The organism is Paenibacillus prosopidis (assembly GCF_003337375.1).
Lineage (GTDB): Bacteria > Bacillota > Bacilli > Paenibacillales > Paenibacillaceae > Pristimantibacillus > Pristimantibacillus prosopidis.
This window is the reverse complement of sequence record NZ_QPJD01000011.1, coordinates 149478-172380: the sequence shown is the minus strand read 5'-3', so window position 1 is coordinate 172380 and position 22903 is coordinate 149478. Positions and strand designations below refer to the sequence as shown.

Annotated in this window: 25 protein-coding genes and 1 pseudogene; 22 read left to right on the top strand and 4 right to left on the bottom strand. The window is 49.3% G+C overall.

Going from position 1 to position 22903, the window contains the following annotated elements; genetic code table 11:
* Window positions 1-4 precede the first annotated feature (4 nt).
* The 12 genes from DFP97_RS18310 to DFP97_RS18255 all read left to right on the top strand — a co-directional run bounded on the left by DFP97_RS18310 (window position 5) and on the right by DFP97_RS18255 (window position 10017).
* The gene (locus DFP97_RS18310) at window positions 5-1369 is read left to right on the top strand and encodes a sodium-dependent transporter (RefSeq protein WP_114381632.1); all 1365 of its coding nucleotides are present in this window, start codon (window positions 5-7) and stop codon (window positions 1367-1369) included.
* Window positions 1370-1494: 125 nt separating this feature from the next.
* The gene (locus tag DFP97_RS18305) at window positions 1495-3168 is read left to right on the top strand and encodes a glutamine--tRNA ligase/YqeY domain fusion protein (protein WP_114381709.1); all 1674 of its coding nucleotides are present in this window, start codon (window positions 1495-1497) and stop codon (window positions 3166-3168) included.
* Between the two features lie 74 nt (window positions 3169-3242).
* The gene (mobA, locus tag DFP97_RS18300; RefSeq protein ID WP_114381631.1) at window positions 3243-3833 is read left to right on the top strand and encodes a molybdenum cofactor guanylyltransferase; all 591 of its coding nucleotides are present in this window, start codon (window positions 3243-3245) and stop codon (window positions 3831-3833) included.
* A gap of 228 nt (window positions 3834-4061) precedes the next feature.
* Window positions 4062-4565 carry a GNAT family N-acetyltransferase gene (locus DFP97_RS18295; RefSeq protein WP_114381630.1) on the top strand — a complete coding sequence of 168 codons (504 nt, stop codon included), beginning with the start codon at window positions 4062-4064 and terminating at the stop codon, window positions 4563-4565.
* A complete protein-coding gene (locus DFP97_RS18290; RefSeq protein ID WP_114381629.1) occupies window positions 4562-5275 on the top strand; it encodes a metallophosphoesterase in 714 nt (237 codons plus the stop codon). Before DFP97_RS18295 ends, DFP97_RS18290 begins: the two co-directional genes overlap by 4 nt.
* Before the next feature lie 32 nt (window positions 5276-5307).
* Window positions 5308-5754, top strand: a complete 447-nt coding sequence (locus tag DFP97_RS18285; RefSeq protein ID WP_114381628.1) for a VanZ family protein — start codon at window positions 5308-5310, stop codon at window positions 5752-5754.
* 29 nt (window positions 5755-5783) lie between these two features.
* On the top strand, window positions 5784-6449 hold the full coding sequence (locus DFP97_RS18280; RefSeq protein ID WP_114381627.1) for a YIP1 family protein: 666 nt from the start codon (window positions 5784-5786) through the stop codon (window positions 6447-6449).
* Between the two features lie 167 nt (window positions 6450-6616).
* Window positions 6617-7678 carry a histidinol-phosphate transaminase gene (gene hisC / locus DFP97_RS18275; protein WP_114381626.1) on the top strand — a complete coding sequence of 354 codons (1062 nt, stop codon included), beginning with the start codon at window positions 6617-6619 and terminating at the stop codon, window positions 7676-7678.
* A gap of 160 nt (window positions 7679-7838) precedes the next feature.
* The gene (locus tag DFP97_RS18270) at window positions 7839-8444 is read left to right on the top strand and encodes a TetR/AcrR family transcriptional regulator (protein WP_114381625.1); all 606 of its coding nucleotides are present in this window, start codon (window positions 7839-7841) and stop codon (window positions 8442-8444) included.
* A gap of 6 nt (window positions 8445-8450) precedes the next feature.
* Window positions 8451-8906: a DMT family transporter gene (locus DFP97_RS18265; RefSeq protein ID WP_114381708.1), complete on the top strand. Its 456-nt coding sequence runs from the start codon at window positions 8451-8453 to the stop codon at window positions 8904-8906.
* A 1-nt stretch (window position 8907) separates the two neighbouring features.
* Complete coding sequence (locus DFP97_RS18260; RefSeq protein ID WP_114381624.1) at window positions 8908-9231, top strand: DMT family transporter; 324 nt, start codon at window positions 8908-8910, stop codon at window positions 9229-9231.
* A gap of 108 nt (window positions 9232-9339) precedes the next feature.
* The gene (locus DFP97_RS18255) at window positions 9340-10017 is read left to right on the top strand and encodes a serine/threonine-protein kinase (RefSeq protein ID WP_114381623.1); all 678 of its coding nucleotides are present in this window, start codon (window positions 9340-9342) and stop codon (window positions 10015-10017) included.
* A gap of 73 nt (window positions 10018-10090) precedes the next feature.
* Here DFP97_RS18255 and DFP97_RS18250 read toward each other — a convergent pair whose 3' ends face one another.
* Complete coding sequence (locus tag DFP97_RS18250) at window positions 10091-10300, bottom strand: hypothetical protein (protein ID WP_114381622.1); 210 nt, start codon at window positions 10298-10300, stop codon at window positions 10091-10093.
* 366 nt (window positions 10301-10666) lie between these two features.
* Here DFP97_RS18250 and DFP97_RS18245 point away from each other — a divergent pair, with 366 nt between their 5' ends.
* From DFP97_RS18245 to DFP97_RS18215, 7 genes and pseudogenes are all read left to right on the top strand, one after another.
* Entirely contained in the window at window positions 10667-11095 is a 429-nt protein-coding gene (locus tag DFP97_RS18245) for an RrF2 family transcriptional regulator (protein WP_114381621.1), read from the top strand.
* A 33-nt stretch (window positions 11096-11128) separates the two neighbouring features.
* Window positions 11129-11461, top strand: a pseudogene (trxA, locus tag DFP97_RS18240) (thioredoxin); the annotation flags it as partial.
* A gap of 272 nt (window positions 11462-11733) precedes the next feature.
* Entirely contained in the window at window positions 11734-12516 is a 783-nt protein-coding gene (locus tag DFP97_RS18235) for a glycosyltransferase family 2 protein (RefSeq protein WP_245976367.1), read from the top strand.
* Window positions 12517-12539: 23 nt separating this feature from the next.
* Window positions 12540-12884: a DUF2304 domain-containing protein gene (locus DFP97_RS18230; protein ID WP_114381619.1), complete on the top strand. Its 345-nt coding sequence runs from the start codon at window positions 12540-12542 to the stop codon at window positions 12882-12884.
* Window positions 12884-13228, top strand: a complete 345-nt coding sequence (locus DFP97_RS18225; protein ID WP_114381618.1) for an EamA family transporter — start codon at window positions 12884-12886, stop codon at window positions 13226-13228. Before DFP97_RS18230 ends, DFP97_RS18225 begins: the two co-directional genes overlap by 1 nt.
* 32 nt (window positions 13229-13260) lie before the next feature.
* Entirely contained in the window at window positions 13261-14526 is a 1266-nt protein-coding gene (locus tag DFP97_RS18220) for a phospholipid carrier-dependent glycosyltransferase (protein ID WP_114381617.1), read from the top strand.
* Between the two features lie 122 nt (window positions 14527-14648).
* The gene (locus tag DFP97_RS18215) at window positions 14649-17024 is read left to right on the top strand and encodes a YcdB/YcdC domain-containing protein (protein ID WP_114381616.1); all 2376 of its coding nucleotides are present in this window, start codon (window positions 14649-14651) and stop codon (window positions 17022-17024) included.
* A 123-nt stretch (window positions 17025-17147) separates the two neighbouring features.
* Here the strand turns inward: DFP97_RS18215 and DFP97_RS18210 are convergent, their stop codons facing one another.
* Window positions 17148-17342: a hypothetical protein gene (locus DFP97_RS18210; protein ID WP_114381615.1), complete on the bottom strand. Its 195-nt coding sequence runs from the start codon at window positions 17340-17342 to the stop codon at window positions 17148-17150.
* Window positions 17343-17492: 150 nt separating this feature from the next.
* Between DFP97_RS18210 and ychF the strand changes: the two genes are divergently transcribed.
* The 3 genes from ychF to prmC all read left to right on the top strand — a co-directional run bounded on the left by ychF (window position 17493) and on the right by prmC (window position 21084).
* Entirely contained in the window at window positions 17493-18593 is a 1101-nt protein-coding gene (ychF, locus tag DFP97_RS18205) for a redox-regulated ATPase YchF (protein ID WP_114381614.1), read from the top strand.
* Between the two features lie 280 nt (window positions 18594-18873).
* The gene (prfA, locus tag DFP97_RS18200) at window positions 18874-19944 is read left to right on the top strand and encodes a peptide chain release factor 1 (protein ID WP_114381613.1); all 1071 of its coding nucleotides are present in this window, start codon (window positions 18874-18876) and stop codon (window positions 19942-19944) included.
* A 102-nt stretch (window positions 19945-20046) separates the two neighbouring features.
* Window positions 20047-21084 carry a peptide chain release factor N(5)-glutamine methyltransferase gene (gene prmC / locus DFP97_RS18195; RefSeq protein WP_114381612.1) on the top strand — a complete coding sequence of 346 codons (1038 nt, stop codon included), beginning with the start codon at window positions 20047-20049 and terminating at the stop codon, window positions 21082-21084.
* A 263-nt stretch (window positions 21085-21347) separates the two neighbouring features.
* On the opposite strand, the gene DFP97_RS18190 is transcribed toward prmC, so the two are convergent.
* Window positions 21348-21785: a carboxymuconolactone decarboxylase family protein gene (locus DFP97_RS18190; RefSeq protein ID WP_114381611.1), complete on the bottom strand. Its 438-nt coding sequence runs from the start codon at window positions 21783-21785 to the stop codon at window positions 21348-21350.
* Between the two features lie 99 nt (window positions 21786-21884).
* Window positions 21885-22802: an RNA polymerase sigma-70 factor gene (locus tag DFP97_RS18185; protein WP_342773281.1), complete on the bottom strand. Its 918-nt coding sequence runs from the start codon at window positions 22800-22802 to the stop codon at window positions 21885-21887.
* Window positions 22803-22903: the final 101 nt, after the last annotated feature.

Below are 22903 nucleotides of genomic sequence, written 5' to 3'. Positions count from 1 at the left end.
TGGCATGAGTGAACAATATCAATCTGCTTCTCAGCAGGGTGACGGGAAAGGCGCAGGGGAACGTTTTTCGTCTTCGGGATTTATTTTAGCGGCAATCGGAAGCGCGGTTGGACTGGGGAATATGTGGAAGTTTCCTTATATAACTGGCCTTTACGGAGGCGCGGCGTTTTTTTTGCTCTTCATTATATGCTTGCTGGTTGTGGGACTTCCTGTACTGCTCGCCGAGCTTGCTGTGGGACGGGGCGGCAGAGGAAATGCGTCGACGTCGCTCATTCGTCTCAGCGGCAACAGGCTGTGGGGTGGCTTTGGTTTTATTACGATATTGGGCGCGTTTGTCATATTGTCCTTCTACGCCGTTGTTGCGGGTTGGACGATCCATTACGCTGTATTGTCGTTCACAGGAAAGCTGTTCGAGCATAATGATTATGCCGCGCTGTTTACCGGATTTATTGGAGGCTGGATGCCGTTATTATGGCAATTCATTGTTATGTTTCTTACAGGCTTCATTATCATAAGGGGTGTATCGGCCGGTATCGAAAGATTTAACAAGGTGCTTATTCCCGGCCTTGTCATTTTGCTGCTTGTTCTTGCTGTGCGCGCATTAACGCTTGAAGGAGCGGGGGAGGGAGTCTCCTTTTTCCTAAGGCCCGACTTTAGCGAATTAACGGCTGAGTCCGCACTCGTCGCACTCGGACACGCGTTCTTCTCTTTATCGCTCGGCATGGGCGCGATGATGACTTATGGCGCATATGTCGATAAGCGGCAGTCTCTCGGATTAGCGACGCTAGCCATAGGTGCAGGCGATCTTATATATGCTTTTCTTGCAGGACTGATCATTTTTCCAACGACATTTGTATTTGGTCTTGAAGCGTCGCAAGGACCCGGCCTTGTATTCGTTGCGCTGCCGGCAGCGTTCTCTGCCATGCCCCTTGGATCGCTGTTCGGCGGATTGTTCTTCGTGCTGCTTGCGTTCGCAGCTCTCACCTCGACGGTCTCGCTTCTTGAGGTGCCTGTCGCCTTCGTCCGCGAGGCATTTGGGTGGAGCCGTAAATTTTCGGTCGTTCTCCTGACCGTGCTGTGTTTCCTGCTAGGCGTACCTTCTGCGTTATCGTTAGGGAATAAAGTGCCTGCACTTACGTTCGGAGGGAAACCGTTTTTTGATTGGATGGACTTCGTGTGCTCCAACATCATTTTGCCGCTCGGCGGGCTGGTCGTTACCTTATTTGTAGGTTACGCATGGAAAGGTGCATCAGAGGAAGCGGGGCTGTCCCCATGGTGGTTCCGGCTCTGGCTGTTCATGCTCCGGTATATCGCGCCAATTCTCGTCCTGCTCGTAGTTCTATACTCGGCAGGAATCATCACGCTGTAACCGGACCCATATGCGTCTTTCGAAAAACATCGATAAGAGTTTGCCTTTCCGATTCCCTTATATTTTAAAGGAATTTTGTGTATTATAAGAGGATGAATATTTTCCGTGGGAAAGGTTGGTCGCAGATGGAAAACACATTAGAAAGCAAGTCCTCATCCTCGAATTTTATTAAAAACATTGTAGTCGAAGATTTAAAGAGCGGCCACGTACAGGAAGTTGTCACTCGCTTTCCGCCAGAGCCGAACGGCTATTTGCATATTGGTCACGCCAAGTCGATCTGTCTGAACTTTGAGCTCGCAGATGAGTTCAAGGGCAGAACGAACCTTCGCTTCGACGATACGAATCCGCTGAAGGAAGATACGGAGTACGTGGAATCCATACAAGAGGATGTCCGCTGGCTCGGCTTCGAGTGGGACGAGCTTCGTTTTGCGTCGGATTACTTTGAAGAGATCTACAACCGTGCAGTATTGCTAATCAAAAAAGGCAAAGCGTACGTTTGTGATCTGACAGCGGAGGAAATGCGAGAGTATCGCGGTACGTTGACCGAGCCGGGTAAGGAAAGTCCTTACCGCAGCCGCAGCGTGGAGGAGAACCTTGATCTGTTCGCGCGCATGCGCGCGGGCGAGTTCAAGGATGGCGAGCGAGTGCTGCGTGCAAAAATCGACATGGCCTCACCGAACATTACTTTACGCGATCCCGTCTTGTACCGCATTGCGCACACGCATCATCACCGTACGGGCGACGCTTGGTGCATCTATCCGATGTATGACTACGCGCATCCGCTCAGCGATGCCATTGAAGGCATTACGCATTCTATTTGTACGCTAGAGTTTGAGGATCACCGTCCTCTATACGATTGGACGATTGCGGAATGCGAGATGGAAGCTACGCCCCGCCAATACGAATTTGCCCGTCTTAACGTGACGAACACCGTTATGAGTAAGCGTAAGCTTAAGCAGCTGGTGGATGAAGCGGTCGTTGACGGCTGGGACGATCCTCGTATGCCGACCATCAGCGGTCTGCGCCGCAAAGGCTACACACCTGAAGCAATGCGCGCGTTCTGCCGCGAGATCGGGGTATCGAAAAGCAACAGTCTTGTTGATGAACGGAACCTGGAGCATTTTATAAGAGAAGATTTGAAGCTGAAGGCGCTTCGCACGATGGCCGTCCTTCGTCCGCTGAAGGTTGTTATAACGAACTATCCGGAGGGCCAAAGCGAGCTGCTGCCAGCCGAAAATAACGCCGAGAACGAAGCGATGGGAACACGCGAAATTCCGTTCTCGCGCGAGCTTTACATTGAACAGGACGATTTTATGGAAAATCCTCCGAGTAAATATTTCCGTCTCTTCCCCGGCAATGAAGTGCGTCTCAAGAATGCGTATTTCATTACGTGCCAAGAGGCCATTAAAGACGCGGACGGCAACGTCATTGAGCTTCGCTGCACGTATGATCCGAAGACGAAGAGCGGAACAGGCTTCTCTGAGCGCAAGGTAAAGGGTACCATCCACTGGGTGGATGCCTCCCAAGCGGTTGCTGCCGATTTCCGGTTGTTCGAGCCGCTTATCACGAATGAAGCGGAGGAGGAAGGAAAGCCATTCCTCGAATGCATCAATCCGAATTCGCTTGAAGTGCTGCAAGGCTTCGTCGAGCCGAACATGAAGGAAGCAGCCGGCGGCGACAAGTTCCAATTTTTCCGCCATGGCTACTTCAATGTTGATCCAAAGGATACAACGGCAGAGAAGCTGGCGTTCAACCGTATCGTCTCGCTGAAGAGCTCGTTTGATCCGTCCAAAGCATAAGAGGAACGTAAACAGCCTGCCGAGTGAATGAAACTCGGCAGGCTTTTTTTCTACTATTAGGAGGCGAAAATGTGATGCAGCAAGCTATTCATGCTTTAATATTGGCTGGTGGACAAAGTACAAGAATGGGGACAGACAAAGCGCTGCTGCTCATTGAAGGAAAACCTTTGCTATACCGGCTCGCCAGTCAGACAGCAGCATTCGCTCAGACTGTGACGATTGCTATAGGTTCGCCGCAGCGTGAGTCTCTTTATCGTGAAGCGCTCGGTGATCTGGCACCGCAAGTTAACTTCGTTGCCGATCAGTTTCCCGGCTGTGGACCGCTTTCCGGTCTACATGCCGGCTTATCCGTAATTGCGGACGGGTATGTATTCGTAATTGCCTGCGATATGCCGCAAGTATCTGCGCCATTGCTGAAGCAGCTGTTGAGCAAGATAGACAGCGGAGCGGATGTCATTCATACAGCAGATCAACCGTTTCATGCCCTTTACCAAGCCAGAATAGCCGCGCAAGTACAGGCAGCGCTCGAAGCTAAGGATTACCGGCTGATGGGACTGCTTAATAGGCTTCATACAATAGAACTCGCCCCGCTCGAAGGGAATCGATCAGACGTCTTCACCAACCTGAATACACCGGAAGATTACAATAAATATACGGCGGAATAGCTTTTAATTTTAGTAAGCCCAGCCATCCAATGATGTGATATAATTTGGCAATGCTGGAAAATTGGAAAAAAGAGATTCATAGAATCGGAAGCATAGAGGAGCAAAGCCATGCTCAATAAAGTCGATTTCAAAGCGTTAGCCGTTGCCTATTTAGACGGTAAGCTGGCGAAACGAAATCGATTAAAACAATCATCGGCTCTAGACATAGAAGGATAAGAGGTGGCGAACATGTCCAGTCAGCAATACGACATTACCAATGCGCAGCTGAGTGATTTGGCGCGCATTGTTGACATTTATAATTCAACAATTGCAAGCAGAATGGTGACGGCGGATTTGGAGCCGGCGACTGTGGAGAGCAAACGGGCTTGGTTTGATGATCACTCGGCGGATTTTCGGCCGTTATGGGTGCTGCGCATCCAAGGGGAGATTGCCGCATGGTTCAGCTTCCAATCGTTTTACGGCCGGCCGGCCTACCATGCAACTGCTGAGATCAGCATCTATATAGCGGAGGAATACCGTTCACGCGGATTGGGATCCGTTCTCATCGATAAAGCGATTAAAGAATGTCCGGGATTAGGGCTGAATACGCTGCTTGGCTTTGTATTCGGGCATAATGAACCAAGCTTAGCGCTGCTGCGAAAGTTTGGTTTCGAGCAGTGGGGGCATCTGCCAAAGGTAGCGGTGCTCGACGGCGTAGAGCGGGATCTTGTGATCGCGGGGAGGCGTGTATGAAGCGAACTTTAGTCATTAGTGACATTCACGGCTGCTTTTCCCCGTTCAACGACCTGCTTGAGCTGATGAAATACCGTCCCGGCCAGGATCAATTAATATTGCTTGGAGATTTCGTTGACCGGGGTCCCCGAAGCCGGGAAGTGGTGGAGCAGGTTATTGGCTTAGTTCGGGATGACGGCGCCATCGCGATTCAAGGCAATCATGACGAAAGGCTCGTTGATGTCATGCTGGAGCGTAACGAGCAGGCACTGATTAAATTTTCCAGGCACGGAGGCCGGGAGACAGCAGTGAGCTACTCAGGTATCAGTCAAGGTGCGATCGAGTACGTAATAGATCGTGCTAAAGCGGCCGTTCAAGAAAATTATCTTCATCATGTAACGTTTCTGGGTGAATTGCCTTACTATCATGAGGACGAGCATTTCATCTATGTACACGCGGGGCTGAATCCGAAATATCCGAATTGGCGGGAGCAGCCGGCCAGAGATTTTCTTTATATCAAAGAGCCTTTCCTCAGCAAACCGACCGCAGTGAGCAAAACCGTTATTTTCGGACATACAAAAACGATAAATATTCACGGTAAGCCGGACATATGGTTTGGAGACGGGAAAATCGGAATTGACGGAGGCTGCGCGAGCGGACATCAGCTTAATGGACTGGAACTAACAGGAGCAACCGGGTTTAAAACCTATTCTGTTCCTTGGAGGCCTTAACCGGCTCACTAAAATGAGGTGATCGTGCACAAATGTTCAAAAAAGCTTACAGCCGAAGCTTGCTGCTGAATCTTTTCATAACAGTGATTACCTTAGTTTATGCCCTAATGATGAGTTATTTATTATTTTATCGGCATCGCTATATAGGAGACGGCTTCGTTTACAATCTTGTCCCCTTTCAAACGATTAAGCGGTACATTGTGCATCACGACCATTTTAACTTTGAAATCTGGTTCAAAAATCTTTTCGGAAATATCGTCCTCTTTATCCCGATTGGTGTATTCTTGCCGCTGCTCAATACAAAATATAGACGGGTGTCGGCTCTCACAGGGGCTACAATTATTATGATAGCGGTCGTCGAGCTCATCCAATTGCTATCGAGAGTAGGCAGTTTTGACATCGACGATATCATTCTCAACTCATTAGGCGCGCTGCTTGGTTTAATGATGACAAAGGTACTTTTCCGCACTTCATCATAGTGGTTACCAAATGGGGGTATTAAATAAATATGTCAATTGAAAATCACTACGAACCGCCTTACAAGCGCGATCCGGAAGGGCTTGCCCCGTGGCTGAGCGTTTGGGTGCGGACGAGAGAGACCATCCGTCAATTTCTTGACAGTTCTAATCCTGCAAGCAATATGATTGTTATTGCATTGCTTGCAGGTATTGTGAATGCTTTGAATCAAGCCTCCTCAAAAGGTTATTTGGATGATTCGTCAATAGGGGCTTTGATTTTCGTTGTTATTGCAGGGGGTATGATAGGAGGACTAGTAAGCTTATATTTCTTGTCTTTCATTTTAAAGTGGACAGGAAGCTGGCTTGGCGGGGCGGGGACGAGTGCGGAGCTGCGCGTTGCTGTCACAAGAGGAATAAACGTGCCGGTCATTATGGTCGGCATACTGTGGATACCTGAGTTATTGCTGTTCGGGCAGGAGCTGTTTACTACGGAAATGCCGCGTGTGGACGCCAGTCCTATATTAACGGGCTTATACTATTTCTTCTTAGGAATCGAAGTCATACTTAGCGTGTGGAGCATTATCATCGCTTTGAAAGCGATTGGCGAAGCGCACAGGTTCTCGGCGTGGAAAGCGCTATGGAGCGTTATTATTCCGGGAATTATTTTGGTGTTTATCATTTGTATCATTATGATTATTGCGTCGGTTGCTACTTAAAACAATAGTAGGTCAAAGAAAAGCAGTTGAGCCATTCGGGCTGAGCTGCTTTTTCGGTCGGTTCCACAAAATTCTGATATTTATTTTTTACACTTCAAACTCAAATCACATTAGTGGTAAAATAAATGCAACTATTGAAATGCCGAAGATGAAAGGAAGATCAGACCTTGAGTAAATTTTGGAGTCCGCTGACCGCGTCGCTGGTGCCTTACGTGCCGGGCGAACAGCCGAAGGATAAAGCGTACATAAAGCTGAACACGAATGAAAATCCCTATCCGCCTTCGCCGAGAGTAATTGAAGCGATTACGGCAGCCGCAAACGCGGATCTGCGTTTATATCCAGATCCGACCTGCGAGGGTCTTGTGCAAGCGGCAGCGAAATATTACGGCTTGTCTGCTCGGCAGGTGTTTGTAGGCAACGGCTCGGATGAAATTTTGGCGTTTGCCTTCGCCGCCTTTTTTGATCCGGCCAAGAAGATCCTGTTTCCGGACATTACGTACAGCTTCTACAAGGTTTATGCTAAGCTGTACGGCTTGCAAACGGAGCTGATACCGCTGGACGAGCAGTTTAACGTGCAGGTTGATCAATTCCACTCCGACAACGGCGGCATCATTATCCCGAATCCGAACGCGCCTACGGCCCAGTTGATTTCTCTTGAACAAATCAAAATGCTGCTGGACAATAACCCGAATCAAGCCGTTATTATCGATGAAGCGTATATCGATTTCGGCGGACAGTCGGCCGTGCAGCTTATACAGCAGTATCCGAATTTGCTCGTCGTGCAGACGCTCTCGAAATCGCGTTCTCTTGCAGGTTTGCGTGTCGGATTTGCTTTCGGCAGCGAAGAGCTGATTGAGGGGCTTAACCGGATCAAAAACTCCTTTAACTCCTATACGCTCGATCGGCTTGCCTTGGCGGGAGCGATTGCTTCATTTGAAGATGAAGCTTATTTCAAAGAAACGACCGCAAAGGTCATTCATACACGTGAACGAGTAGCTGATCAATTGCTGGCACTTGGATTTAAAGTAACCGAATCAAAGGCAAACTTCGTATTTATTTCGCATCCTTCGATAGCGGCAGAAGGGATTTTCAAGCAGCTGAGAGAGAAGGGTGTGCTTGTACGGTACTTCGCCCAGGCGCGCATTGATGAATATTTGCGCGTCAGTATCGGCACAGACGATGAGATGGATGCGTTTGTCCGGGCGGTTCAAGAAATCGTAGGGCTTTAACGTCTTAATAACCAGCCATACATGATCTCTCATAGAGGGAGCATGTATGGCTGTTTTCGTACCTTGACATTTCTTCCGGTTCGTCTTACAATTTCAACTAATAAAACTAACTAACGTTCGTTAGGCGAGAGAGCGAATTTGGCATAATGGGGTGACGAAAATGATTGGTGGACCTTCTACTGCGGAGCGTATTAAACTGGCTGCCGTAACGATGTTCGCGGAATCGGGTTACGAAGGAACGTCGTTGTCAGAAATTGCAAACGCGGTCGGTATCAAGACGCCGTCCATATATGCGCATTATAAATCGAAGGAGCACCTGTTCCTCCAGCTTATCCAGGAAGTTATAGCGGAAGAGAGAGAGCAATACATGGCGCTCATTCAAGCGGTTCAGAAGGAGCCGATTAAGCAGCAGATCTATAAATTATTTGACTTTTTCACCGATCTTAGTCATTTAACGACAGGTCAAGCGTTTTTGAAGCGGACGATACTAATGCCGCCGCGTCATTTGCGCGATCAGCTGAGACGTGATTTTTTGCGGTATGAGAATGAGTTGTCGGAAGGCCTCGCAGCGATAATGCGTAAAGGGGTTTTCGAGGGTATTTTCGATGTCAGGGACGAAGAGCGGATGATTGCTGCTTTTTACGTTTGCGTAGACGGGCTGCTGGTCGAAAATCAATTATACGAGGATAAGTTGTACAACGAAAGAAAGCAAATGGTGTGGTTGTCTTTGTGGCAGCTTTGGACAATGACAGCTAGAGAGGAATGAGTGGCGATGCCATGGATATATTTGCTGCTGGCCGGCTTTCTGGAGGTTGGCTGGACGTTTGGTCTTAAATATTCCGAAGGATTTACAAAATTAGTGCCCAGCCTGATCACGGTTGTTGTGCTTGCCGCAAGCTTTATGCTGTTCGCGAGGGCGATGCGGACTTTCGAAATAGGCGTCGCTTATGCGTTATTCACAGGGATCGGGACGGTTGGGACCGTCATAGCCGGGATATTGATCCTTCATGAGCCGGCCGATTTTTGGCGGTTATTTTTTATTGCGCTATTGGTTGGGGGTATCGTCGGGCTCAAGCTCATTTCAAATGAGAAGCCAGCAGAAGCGGTTGCGGGAGCTGAGGCTTTATCCCAAGTGTCGACGGAAGCGGCAGTCGCTGCTCCTTTGTATGAGCAGCCTGAAGCGGCTGTAAGCTCTGACAACCGGGAAAGTGAAAAGGTGGGCTCTTAATATGGCATGGATTTATTTAATTATATCAGGGCTCGGAGAGGTCGGCGGTGTGACGTTCATGAAGCTGTCGGACGGGTTCCGGCGCTGGAAGGGAACGGTTGGAGCAGTTGCGGCGGGCTTCGTGAGCTTTTTCTTCCTATCTAAAGCGCTGCAGTCGATTCCGATTAGCACCGCATACGGGATATGGACGGGAATCGGGTCTATCGGCAGTGTAATACTCGGTATGACCGTATTCGGCGAATCACGCGATTGGCGCAAAATGTTATTTTTATCGATGATCATAACAGGCGTTATAGGGCTTAAGGTCATTAGTGGCAATCATTAAAAGACATAAGCATCTGACTGGGAAGCTTTCGATCCCGGTCTTTATTTTTGTTACAGCGCGCTCTAAAATAGAAGAGTCATAACGGGGAAGAAAGGGGTGCACTCGAATATGGAGGAGAAACGGCTGAAACAGCTTATCGCGCTATCGGAAAAAACGCTGCTTTCGGACCTGGAGCTCAGCAGCATCGACCCTGGAGACCCGGTTCGTGTCGATGAAACTCCGGAGGGGTGGAAGCTTCTTGGAGCAGGAAATTATGCGTGCGTATTTATGAATCACGATTATCCGGATATCGCCGTTAAGGTATATGCCCCCGGCCGCGTGGGATGGGAAAGTGAATGCGAGGTCTACCGGCTAATAGGCAATCATCCTGCTTATTCCGCCTGTTATTATGCGGGTGAGCATAATGGGTTTTATTATTTGATCCTAAGGCGTTTAAATGGGAAAACGTTATATCGGTGCATTATTGAAGGGGTGCCCATTCCGGGCCGCGTCATTACGGATATCGATCAGGCACTCGACTATGCCCGTTCGCGCGGCTTGCACCCGCATGACGTTCATGGCAAGAACGTCATGGTAACCGATGGCCGCGGCCTCGTTGTAGACGTTTCTGATTTTTTGAAGGAAGAACCGTGCTCGATGTGGGAGGATTTAAAAAGGGCATACAACCGCATCTATATGCCTTTCATGTCCAAAAACCCGGTACCTGTACCGGAGTGGGTCATGAACGGCGTGCGTAAAGGCTACCGCTTCATGCGGCATTCTTCTGTATTTGGACGTTCTTCCTAGGAGGCGGCAAAAGCAGCGGCCGCCATTGGCGCCGCTGCTTAGCCAAGCCTTTCAAAACTTTACCGCATCCGCTTTAGTTCTCCTCGTCAAAAGCGTCAAGCAGCTCTTTTGCTTTGGCGGTATCCTTCTTAAGCACATGAATCCGTTTCAAGGAATTGCCTTCAATGGTAATTTTGGATTTTACTCCGTTTGCTTTGAAATGCGCCTGCAATCGGTCAATTAATTCCGATCTGGAGCCACCTTCCGTGCGAACAGGAATCCAACGACTCCAAAATAGTGCCATCTTCAATCACCTCCTTAAAGTTTTGCATAGCAAAACTAGCTTCGGAAGCATGTGCTCAGTTTTACGAAGTAAAACTTACGTCAAATGCGCACGTTATATTTTACAAAGCAAAACATGATTAAGAAGCACAATTCATATGTATTCAGCGGGAGCCTTCAAACATGACATTCCCTATAAAAAATACTTTTAGGGAAGCGGGAAAACGGTTAGCTCCGTCCTTTCCGGAATATCATACAAGCCAAAATCTAGCGGAGAATAAGGGTACGTGTCGTGCCGCATGCTAAGTAAGGGATTTGGCGGCCTGACTATTGACAAACGTAACTGTAACGGATACAATTACAGTACAAAGCAGGGAGGCCCGTTACAGTGAACAGCGAATTTACGATTGCCGTACACAGTCTCGTTTACTTAGCCTATTTACCGGAGAGAATGGCAAGCAGCGATATGATTGCCGAAAATGTAGGCACACACTCCGCACGCGTCCGGAAGGTGATGAGCGGTTTGCGCCGCAGTGGATACGTGGATACGCGCGAAGGTTCCGGCGGCGGCTACAGGCTTACGATTGATCCGAGCGTAGTCACATTAGCCGATATTTATCGCGTTATGGCACAAGGCTCGCTGATGCCGAGCTGGTGCTCAGGCAATCCAGAGATGGATTGCGTCGTCGGATCGAATATGAACCAAGTGATGTTCGGTATTTTTTGTACGGCGGAGAAGCAGCTGGAGAACCATTTTAGCGCGATAACGATCCAAGATGTGCTTAAACAAATTCACGCCTGCAGTTGTTCCGATTAGCGGTGAGACGGGTATTCCCTTAATCATACACATTATTTGGAGAGGATGATTGAAATGGCAGTAGCATTGACAAAAGAAAACTTTGCACAAAGCGTTGAAAGCGGCGTTTCCCTTGTGGACTTCTGGGCACCATGGTGCGGACCTTGCAAAATGCAGCTTCCGATCGTTGAGGAGTTGTCGACTGAACTTGAAGGTCAAGCCGTAATCGCAAAAATTAACGTTGATGAAGAACCGGAATTGGCTTCGCAATTCGGCGTTATGAGTATCCCGACGCTCATTTTGTTCAAAGACGGTCAACCTGTTGACAAAATGGTCGGCGTTCAAAGCAAGGATGCTTTGAAGGCGAAAATTTCCGGTCAGCTGTAAGCAACAAACTCATGATGTTATCCGTCTATATATCGTCTGGTGTCAGTCGTTGACTGGTTGCCAGGCGGTATTTTTTTTCATGAAGTGCTTCCTTTTACTAGATAATAGTTGCTATAATAGGAAGCATATGGATGAGTAACATGCGATTTTTCGACATAATTTACACAAATTCACAACCATTTCTGTTGCTTTCTAATAGAGTTGTTTAGTAGAATTGAAACTATTGTGCGCATTGGCGCGCTAATACATTGATTTATGGAGTGGTGATTGAGTTGAACGCAGTTATTTCGAAAATGGACGGTACCGTTTCCGGAGAGTCCCTGCTGCAAGGCGGAACGTTTTCAAAAATATTGATCATTATTCCGGCTTATAATGAAGAGCACAGCATAAGCCATGTGATTCATGATGTGAAGACGCACTGCCCGTCTGCTCATATTTTGGTTATTAATGACGGCTCGAAGGACCGTACCCAAGAGGTTGCGGAAGCTAATGGAGCGGCTGTTATTACACTCCCGACTAATCTTGGCATTGGCGGCGCAATGCAGACCGGATATCGTTATGCTCACCGTTACGGCTATGATGTAGCCGTTCAAGTGGATGGGGACGGGCAACACAAAGCCGAACAGCTTCACCTTATTTTATCTCCGGTGCTCAGCGGGAAAGCAGATCTCGCCATTGGCTCGAGGTTTATTGAACAGACAGGATTCTTATCTTCAGCGACACGAAGAGTCGGAATAAAAATCTTATCGACGATTGTAAGTGCGATGACGCGCAAGCGCGTGCTTGACGTGACATCCGGATTCCGCGCTGCCAACAAACGCGCTATTGCCGTGTTCCAAAGCGACTATGCGACTGATTATCCGGAAGTGGATTCGATCGTGCTCATTCATCGCAGCGGGCTTCGTACAAGCGAAGTGGCTGTCGTGATGGAAGCCCGTACCGGAGGCACTTCATCAATAAATGCGATGAGATCGGTATACTATATGATTAAGGTTACGCTTGCTTTGTTCATTCGCAGCTTGAAGGCGACGAAGCCGGTCGAGGTTCAGCCGTAGCACAACTTTGGGGAGGAAATTCCATGCAAGTCTTGTGGATTATCACAAGTGTAGGGTTCTTATTTGTACTTATTATGTTAATAAATCGCAGATTGCTGCGCGAGCAGTATTCGATGTTATGGCTTTTGTTTGGTGTAGTGATGCTTATTTTATCTGTCCGCGTACAAATTATTGATGCACTGGCTGATGCGGCCGGAATTGATTATGCGCCGGCTCTGCTGTTTTTAGTCGGAATTTTGTTTTGTGTCGCACTTATTTTGCATCTAACGGTTATCGTGTCTAAATTATCGGAGAAAGTGATCCGGCTTACCCAAGAGCTCGGTATTTTGCATCATGAATTGCATGAACGCAAAAGGTCGGATTCGTAATGGCATATCTTGTTTTATTTTTAAATATTTTGCTGCTTGTTTCCGGTCAACTGTTATGGAAAACAGGCATGAATAAGCTGGATACTTCCAAAGGCGATTCTTGGGTTTCGCTGCTGTGGTCTCCTCATATTTGGTCCGGGCTAGTTTTGTATGGAATTGCGACGGTCATGTGGCTATATGTTCTGAAGAAGCTGCCGCTTAGCTTAGCCTACCCGCTGCAAAGTTTGGCCTATATTATTGCTTTAGTTGCAGCTGTGTTTATCTTTCACGAATCGGTGCCGGCGCAGCGATGGATTGGTGCCGCAATTATATTAATAGGGATTGTTGTATTAGCTTGGAAATAGGTGTTGTAAGGATTTGAGGGGGCCGAAAGATCGTGTTGGAACGGGTCAGAAAAAATAAAGTCTGGACGATCATGATCGTCCTCATTTTTTTGCTTGCACTATGGTTAAGAGCTGATTTTCTTACTTCGGTAAAGCATAATGTCTCGCATGATTCGAAGTATTACAATGAAATGGTGCACCGATTATTCGATAAAGGCATCTATTCCTACAAGGAAGAGGTTCCCAATGCCCGGGTGACACCTGGTTACCCGTTGTTTATGGCTTCCATGTATATCGTTGCCGACCAAATCGGTATGGAGCCATTTCCGCTTATCCGCTGGGTACAGGTACTTATCAGTTTAGCCTCGCTAGCCTTGATGTACATAATTGCTATGCAAGCTACGAAAAATAAATGGGTAGCTTTACTGTCGATCTTTGCGGGAGCGATTTATCACCCGTTTATTTGGACGACAGGTGCCGTACTAACCGAAACACTGGCTTTATTTTTATTGATGGCCTACTTGTCCATGCAATTATACGCATTCCGCACGCATCTCAAACGGGATGCCGCTATCGCAGGCGTGCTTTTAGGGCTTACCGTACTTGTTAGAGCTGAGTTTTTGCCGCTGTTCGTTCCGCTATACGGTGTGTTTTTACTGCAGCAGTGGAGCAAGCGCAAAGAAGGCCGGGAAGCTGCGGGGCAATCGAGGTGGGCTATTTTCAAAAAAGTTGCCTTGCTAGGCATCATTACCGGACTTTGTTTATCAGCAACAATGCTCCCTTGGTGGATTCGCAATATTGTAACGCTGCATGAATTTGTATTGACTGCTTCGCAGTCGAACCCATTCTCGGCCGGTACCTATCCGGATAAAGATTATTCCGATCGGATTGTTCCAAAGCCAAAGGGCATGCCAGAAAAGGAATATGCTTGGGTGCGTCTGAAGGCAGGCTTCACTACACAAACTTGGAAATATATAAAATGGTATACGGTCGGCAAACTGAAATATACGTACAGTCACATGTTCTTCGGATCAGGGCACAAACCCATCTATTATGCGTACCCGAAGGTGCCATTCTTGCATTTGTTCGTGGTGTACAGCAGTATTATTTCGCTGCTGGCGCTCGTATGGCGCTGGAGACATCCGGGCGTGATGCTCGCGGTCGTTATCATTATTATGACGATGATCAGACTCGTCTTTGTGCCGGAATACAGGTATAACTTTACGGTCATGCCATTGTTCATCATTTTATCGGTATGGCTTTGTATTTATATTTTGCAAAAAGCTTGGACCTATGGTGCGCGCAGGAAATCGGCGTAAGAGATTTTGACCTTCGAACTGACTACAGTTTGAAGGTTATTTTTTTTCGCACCGTGCAACCTACAAGCTCCTGGATGCGTCTATACCATGAATAAATTGGAAAAGCATTGGAGGGTGAAGTAGTGAAGAAGAATAATCGAACCAAGCTTGCAGTCATGCTCTCGGCAGCTATGCTCATAAGCGCAGTGCCGACTTCAGCGTTTGCTGAAAGCGTAAACAAGTCTGCCAGGATGAGTGAGGCGGCACCACCCGCGCCATCTTCGGAAGGAGACGTTATGAAAGAAATCGAAGCTCCTGTCGATGTGGCGGTGACCAAGGAGAAAGCCGAGGCGCTTGCACGGAAGTATGTAAGCATTCCGAAAGAATATGCGCTCCAGGGAGCCCATTTTTCCATGGATATGCTTGCTGGGGGGAAGCGTAATGCTTGGGGCCTCGAATTTGTGAAAAAAATAAACGGCAAGCACATGGGCAGCATTTACGTTCGTATTCATGCGGATAATGGACAGCTGCTTGAATTTAACTCTTACACCGATAACCCTGCGGCAAAGCCTACGTACCCGCTCAAGGTTGAACGTGACGATGCGCAGCAGATCGCTTTTCAATTTATTAGTACAATAGCTGCAGATTACAAAGCGAATATTCAATATAACCTTGATTATGGCGTACAACTGCTTCCGCCGCTTACAGGTGAAGTGAGGCATTTGCTGCGTTATGACCGGATCGTTAACGGAATACCCTACGTCGATAATTATATCGAAGTGCAGGTCGACAGCGAGGGGCATATTACGAGTTATTCGTTACAGTGGGACAATACCATTACATTTCCTAAAGTGGATACGAAGTTAACGCCCGAGCAGGCTAATGCGAAGCTGCGCGCAGCGGCGACTCCGCAGCTTACTTATATTGTACCCTACAATGTGCAGGGTAAGAGGAAGCCGCTTCTGAGCTATGAGCTGCAGCCGATTGCCATCGATGCAGTAACGGGAGAGCAGAAGGAAGGCTCGAATGATTTGTATTTTAGAGCAGGGACGGTTTCCGAGACGCCGGTAACGGAGAAGCCGGTTGGAGAAGAACCGAAAGCAGGCACCGTAACGGAGAAGCAGGCGGCAGAAGCAGTGAAGGCAGCGTTCAAGCTGCCGGCAGAAGCTGAGCTGAGCGGATCGAGCTATAATGAACAAAACAATGAAGGAACAGGCACCACGGATGCTTATTGGCATTTAAATTGGACGATGAAGAAGGACGGCAAGGAAACAGGGTCCGCTAACGCGTCGGTGGACGGACGGACAGGAGCAGTCCGCAGCTTTTACATTTATTATTTCAACGGGCAAACGCAGGCTGGAAGCAAGACCATATCGCTTGAACAAGCGTCGGTGCTTGCTGCGGATGCGGTGAAAAAACATTTGCCATGGCTTACGCACCAGCTTTATATGGTAAAGCCTGATCCGGAGCAATATAAGGGACTTAGTGCGGAAGAGAATCGTTCGTATTATTTTAACTTCATGCACAAGGTTCATGGCGCTATAGTGGAGTACGACAATATCAGCGTAGCGATCGACTCCCGCACAGGCGAGATTACTAATTACGAAGCTTATCTTTCAAACTTTGCTTATCCGGATAAAGCGCCAACCATTATCGCGAAGGACAAAGCGGTTGATAACTGGTTAAATTACTACCAAACCCAGCTGACTTACCGCCTGGTTCAACAATTTACATGGAACGGGCAGCCGATTCCGATTGAGAAATATAAGGTGATGGTGGCATCCGGCGAAGTTCAAGGCAATGAAGTGAAGGCTACGACGGAAGCAGAGCTTGTATACCGCCTGGTTCCGCGTCTCATTGACGAATCCGTATTTCTGGATGCGGAGTCTGGCGGATGGCGCAACCGGGAAACCGGCGAGGCGACGCAGCTTGAGAAGCCGAAGGCGCTGGATATCGAGGGTCATTGGGCGCAGCGGCAGCTGGAGCTGATGGTTGCATACAAAGCGCTTGATGTAAAGGACGGCAAGGTTCGGCCGAATGAAGCCGTCACGCGCGGCGAGCTTATTAAAATGCTGGTGCTTGCAAGAAACAGCGGCCGTCCACCGGGTTTATACGGCTCTGAGAGCATGGAGAAGGCGTCATTTAATGATGTCGCTGCGGATTCCAGTTACTTCCTATACGTAGAAAGCGCGCTGGAGCAAAATCTCATCGATCTAGGGGATGGTTCCTTCAATCCGGACGGCAAAGTGTCGCGGGACGAGATGGCGGAGCTGATCGTGCGCGCGCTTGGCTATAATGCGCTTGCGAACTACGATCATATCTTCAAGACTGTATATAAGGATTCGGCTCAAATCGAGAACAAAGGGCAGGCGGCAATCGTCGTCGGCTTGAAAATTATGAGCTTGTCTGACGGCAAGTTTCTGCCGAAGAAGCAAGTGACGCGCGCGGAAGCATCGGTAGCGTTCTTCCGCTACCTACAATCGCGGGCTGAGCTGCAGGAAGCTCCGATACGGATGTAGCGGGCAATTCGGAGAGAAAGAAATTGAAGCGGTGAAGGACCGCTGAGGTAAGTTAGTATGGTAAAGCGGCCCGGTGAACGCCAGTTAAAAACTAGCGGCTCCCAGGCCGTTTTGCTGTTTTAATCACCTATCGGTCTTTTTCTTTTTCGTGGAAAAGTTCGTAACAGATTTGGCGTCCTCAAGAGTATCGTTGACGAAGGCCATGTCCTGATTTTTGGCTTTCATATGCGTCGTGCCTTTGTAATTGCCCTTGTGCGTTTCATTTTCCATAAGGTCAGTTACCTCCTCCATAATTTTGCGAAGTAAAACGTACTCCATAAGCGTCCACCTCGGTAGTATTTCCACTGCCCTGCTAACCATTCAGGTTGAAAGAGCCTGCTGTCAGCCCTTGGTACTTTCAATGTGGGTGGTGCTGGGGTATAATAACGGGAGTTGTTTACTTTCGGGAAAATAGGGGTGTCTTATAGCATGGCATTAAAAGCAGGTATTGTCGGTTTGCCGAACGTAGGCAAATCAACATTGTTTAACGCGATTACGCAAGCAGGCGCTGAGTCTGCCAATTATCCTTTTTGTACAATTGATCCGAACGTCGGCGTTGTTGAGGTACCGGATGAGCGTCTAGACAAGCTGGTCGAGCTTGTAACGCCAAAAAGCATCGTACCAACGGCATTTGAGTTTGTAGATATCGCGGGTCTGGTTGCAGGCGCAAGTAAAGGCGAAGGACTTGGCAACAAGTTTTTGGCGCATATCCGCGAGGTTGATGCGATCGTTCATGTCGTTCGCTGCTTCCAGGACGAGAATATCACACACGTTTCGGGTAAAGTAGATCCGATCAGTGACATTCAGGTTATTAATCTGGAGCTTATTTTGGCGGATATCGATTCCGTGGACAAGAAGATTGAACGCTCACGCAAAAACTTAAAGAGCGGCGATAAGAAGATTGCACAAGAGGTCGAAGTGCTTGAACGCATTAAAGAAGCGTTGTACAACGATCAGCCGGCGCGCAGCCTGGAGCTGAGCGATGACGAGAAATTGCTCGTTCGCGATCTACATTTGCTGACGATGAAGCCCGTGCTGTATGCGGCGAACGTGAGTGAGTCGGAGGTTGCGGACACAGACGGCAATGAGTATGTCCAAAAGGTTCGCGAGTTCGCAGCACAGGAAAATGCAGAGGTTGTGCCGATTAGCGCGAAGGTGGAATCGGAAATTGCCGAGCTTGAGGGCGAGGACAAGGAAATGTTCCTCGAGGAGCTCGGGATGTCGGAATCGGGCCTCAACCGTTTGATTCGTGCAGCTTACAAGCTGCTTGGCCTATATACGTATTTTACAGCCGGCGTGCAAGAGGTTCGCGCGTGGACGATTCGCAACGGAACGAAAGCGCCGCAGGCTGCGGGCGTCATTCATACCGATTTCGAGCGCGGCTTTATTCGTGCCGAGGTTGTTTCCTACAGCGATCTCGTAGCGGCAGGCTCGATGGTAGCGGCGCGCGAGAAGGGGCAGGTTCGTCTCGAGGGCAAGGACTATGTCGTACGTGACGGCGACGTCATGCATTTCCGTTTTAACGTGTAAATAGAATGGAAACGAAATGGCCCTGTAAGTGCAGATTTGCGCTTATGGGGCTTTGTTTAGAAATAAGCAATAGTTACCCTTAGGCTGCTGTCGGTTACAAAAGGCTGCTGACGATCATATGAAGTGGAGAGAGGTTAGCGATCCTTAATTTTGGCATGCGCGCATGGCTCGTTTTTGGCAGTTGTTGATTCTGTTGTTAATCCAAACCAGCTGTCGATACTAAGCCGTTGATATGGTATAATAAACATTATCCTATTGGAATAAACAGAGGTGAATGATTGTGTTAGACCGTTTACAAGCACTCGCCGACCGGTATGAGAAGCTAAGTGAGCTGTTGTGTGATCCTGATATATCCAGCGATCCGAAACGTCTTAGAGAGCTTTCCAAGGAGCAGTCGGATTTACAAGAGGCGTATGATGCCTTTACGGAATATAAACAAGTGTCTGAACAGCTTGAGGATGCTAAGCTGATGCAGGCAGAGAAGCTAGATGACGAAATGCGTGAAATGGTTAAGATGGAAATCGACGAATTGAGCGCGCGCAAAGCTGAGCTCGACGAGAAGGTTCGCCTCGTACTGCTGCCGAAGGACCCGAATGACGATAAGAACGTTATCGTGGAAATCCGCGGAGCAGCCGGCGGCGATGAAGCGGCGCTGTTCGCTTATGATTTGTATCGCATGTATACCAAGTTTGCGGACGCTCAGGGCTGGCGTGTTGAGCTGATGGACTTCAGTGAAAACGACCTTGGCGGCTTCAAAGAGGTTATTTTCATGATTAATGGCAAAGGCGCGTACAGCAAGCTGAAGTTCGAGAGCGGCGCGCATCGCGTACAGCGTATTCCGGTAACGGAGTCCGGCGGACGCATTCATACGTCGACCTCGACGGTTGCGGTTATGCCGGAGGTTGAAGAGGTAGAGATAGAAATTCTCGACAAAGACATTCGGATCGATACGTTCTGTTCCAGCGGAGCGGGCGGCCAATCCGTTAATACCACGAAATCCGCGGTTCGCGTATTGCACGTTCCGACGGGTATCATGGCGACTTGTCAGGACGGCAAATCTCAGAACGAAAACAAAGCGAAAGCTTTGCAGGTGCTTCGTGCCCGTATTTCCGATATTCGCCGCCAAGAGGAAGAAGCGAAATATGCGGGCGAGCGGAAGAGCAAGGTGGGAACGGGTGACCGGAGTGAGCGTATCCGGACGTATAACTTCCCGCAAAGCCGTGTAACGGACCATCGGATCGGATTAACGCTGCACAAGCTTGACTCGGTTATGAACGGCGATATGGAGGAAATTATTTCGTCGCTTACGATTGCAGAACAAGCTGATCTAATGGATCGCGAAATGGTATAAGAAAGCTGCGCTGGGCTGCTGTGTGCTTGCTATATGCAAGCGGCGGTCCGGCGTTTTGTTGTGATTAGGGCTTGAAAAGCAGACAAAAGGGGCGCTGAAGCAATGAGTAATCAACCAGACGGGCGGTGGTTCGTACAGCCGTTAACGATTCGGGAGGCGTGCGTGCGCGCTGCATCGATTTTGAAGGCGGAAGCGGTCGAGGAGCCGCGCAATAATGCGGAGCTGCTGCTTATGTTTTTGCTCGGCATTGACCGCGCAGCGCTCCTGCGTGACGGCAATGAGCCGTTCCCAGCCGACCGGTTGGCGGACTGGGAGCAGCTTATACGACGTAAAGCGCTGGGAGAGCCGGTGCAATATATGATCGGCGAGCAATGGTTTTATGGCCGTCCGTTTGCGGTGTCGCCGGCCGTGCTCATTCCGCGCCCCGAGACGGAACTGCTCGTCGAGGCGGTGCTCGAGGCGGCCGACCGCCTCTGGCCGCCCTCCAGCGGTGCTCTGGCCGGCGAAGCGGAGAGCGGAGCCGCGGGCGCGGGCTCTGACCGCGCCGCACAGCAGGGCAGCGGGCGAGAGCAGGCGCCGACGGTCGTAGACGTCGGCACAGGCAGCGGCGCCATCGCCGTGACGCTAGCTTCGCAGCGTCCCCGCTGGCGCGTGAGCGCGTCCGACCTATCGCCGGACGCGCTGGCAGTCGCCCGCACGAACGCGGCCCGCCATGAGGCGGCGGACCGGATGACGTTCGTGCAGGGCGACCTGCTCGCGCCCTTTATACCTGGGCGCGAACAGTCTCTGGGCAGCTTAGCTGCCCCGCACGCCGGCCTCGGCATCGACGTGCTTGTGTCAAATCCGCCGTACATACCGGCGGCGGATTTGACGGGCTTGCAGCGCGAGGTGCGCGACTATGAGCCGCACCTCGCGCTGGACGGCGGGGCTGACGGGCTTGTCCCGTACCGCCGCATGCTTGAGCAGCTCCCGCTTCTCGCACAAGTGCCCCGCATCGTCGCGTTCGAGCTCGGCATGGGTCAGCCCCGTATCGTCGCGGACATGATGCGTCGCTTTGGTGCATGGGATGACATTCGCATCATCAGCGACTACGCAGGCATTGAGCGCCACGTCATCGCCACACAAGCGCAGCCTCGATAAGCGGCTGCGCTCAAATTGTCATACTAGCAGCTAAAACAGAGGTGAAAGCCAGCTCTATTTGCCACGGATTAGGCGGTTATGTGCATTACGGCGGTCGTGAGGCGGAATAAAGCAAGAAATCAGCTCTATCCGGCACCTTTTGGTTAGTTTATGCTACATAGAGCTAGAAATCAGCTCTATCTGCCACGGATTAGCCGCTTATGGGCATCACGAAGTATTCAAGGGTTAAGACGTCAGCCTTCCTTTAAACCTGCTTAGCCTTCTCACTCCGGCATCATTTTCGTGCTGATAGCAATCCGGTTCCAGGCATTAATGGTTATGATGGCCATAATGAGCTCCCCCACTTGCTTGGCGTCAAAATATCGGGCTACCTCATCGTACACCTCATCCGGCACATGCTCCTTCGAAATGACGGTGACCGATTCCGTCAGCGCGAGCACGGCGCGTTCCTCCGGGGTAAAATAATTCGTATCGCTCCATGCGCTAAGAGCATAAATTCGCTGCTCCGTCTCGCCTTTGCTTCTTGCTTCTTTCGTGTGCATGTTAATGCAAAACGCGCACCCGTTTATTTGCGACGCACGAATTTTAATGAGCTCCTTGGTGCGGTCATCGATGCTGGTGCTTTTCAAGTAGTTTTCCAGACCAAACATGGCCTGATAAGCAGCAGGGTTTTCTTTTGAAATATCGGTTCTTTGTCTCATCGTATTCATTCTCCTCTATGATCCGTATTGATCTTGCAAAGGGAGCTGGCTCCTCTTCACATATATAGACAAAGTCATGCATCAGTTTGTGACAAAGTATTATACTTCATGCGGAACATGCCCCAGCTTATCGGGATTCAACATGACAAAAATCCGCTCAATCTGCTGCTGGCGCTCATCCAATTGAAAGCTGACGACGCTTTTCGGTTGACCATCCTCCATAAGAATGATGCCTGTTTGTCCATTGATGTCGGCGAGCCGATAGCCGTCCCCTAAGAACCCTTTCGGTATTATACCCTGCAAAAAGGCGAGCACGCGCTCCCTGCCGAGAATGGAGAAAATAGCTGCGCGTACCTTACCGCCGCCGTCGGACACGAGAACCGCATCCTGTGTCAAAAGGTCAATAACCGCATTGAAATCGCCTGATCGGGCTGCTTCGATAAAGGCTGCTACGAGAGGCTCGGCCTTATCCGAATTAACGGGTAGCAGTTCCCCTTCCTTATGCAGCTTTTCCTTGGCGCGGCTGTATATTTTGCGGCAATTCGCTTCCGATTTTTGCAGGCATGCGGCGATTTCCCGATAGTCGTATTGCAGGGATTCCCTCAAAATAAATACGGCTCTTTCTACCGCCGACAGCTGCTCGAGCGTGACAAGCAGCGCATAAGAAAGTGTTTCGTTCAGGTCGTACAGCTCCGCCGGGTCATGCCGCACCATGCTTACGTCAGGCTCAGGAAGCCAGTGCCCCGTATACACTTCCCTTTTTTTGCGTGCGGATTGCATCAGGTTGAGACAACGGTTGGTCGCCATCCGAATTAAATACGCCTTTTCATTGCTTATGTCTTTTGTGTCTAACCGGCTGTAATCCGTAAAGACATCTTGAACGATATCCTCGGCATCGGCGATGGAACCGAGCAAACGGTATGCGATTGATTGAAGCAACGGCTTATAAGTCGTATAGGTATTTTGAAAATCCATATCGGAACCTGCCTTATCTTTTTGGATACCAGCTTTCATCATTATAGCGCGGCGTCCCGTCATTCGGGAGTGAATAGCGCCACATTAACTTTGAACTGTATTCTAAATTTACAAGAAAGCTAGATTACTAGGTTTATATAATC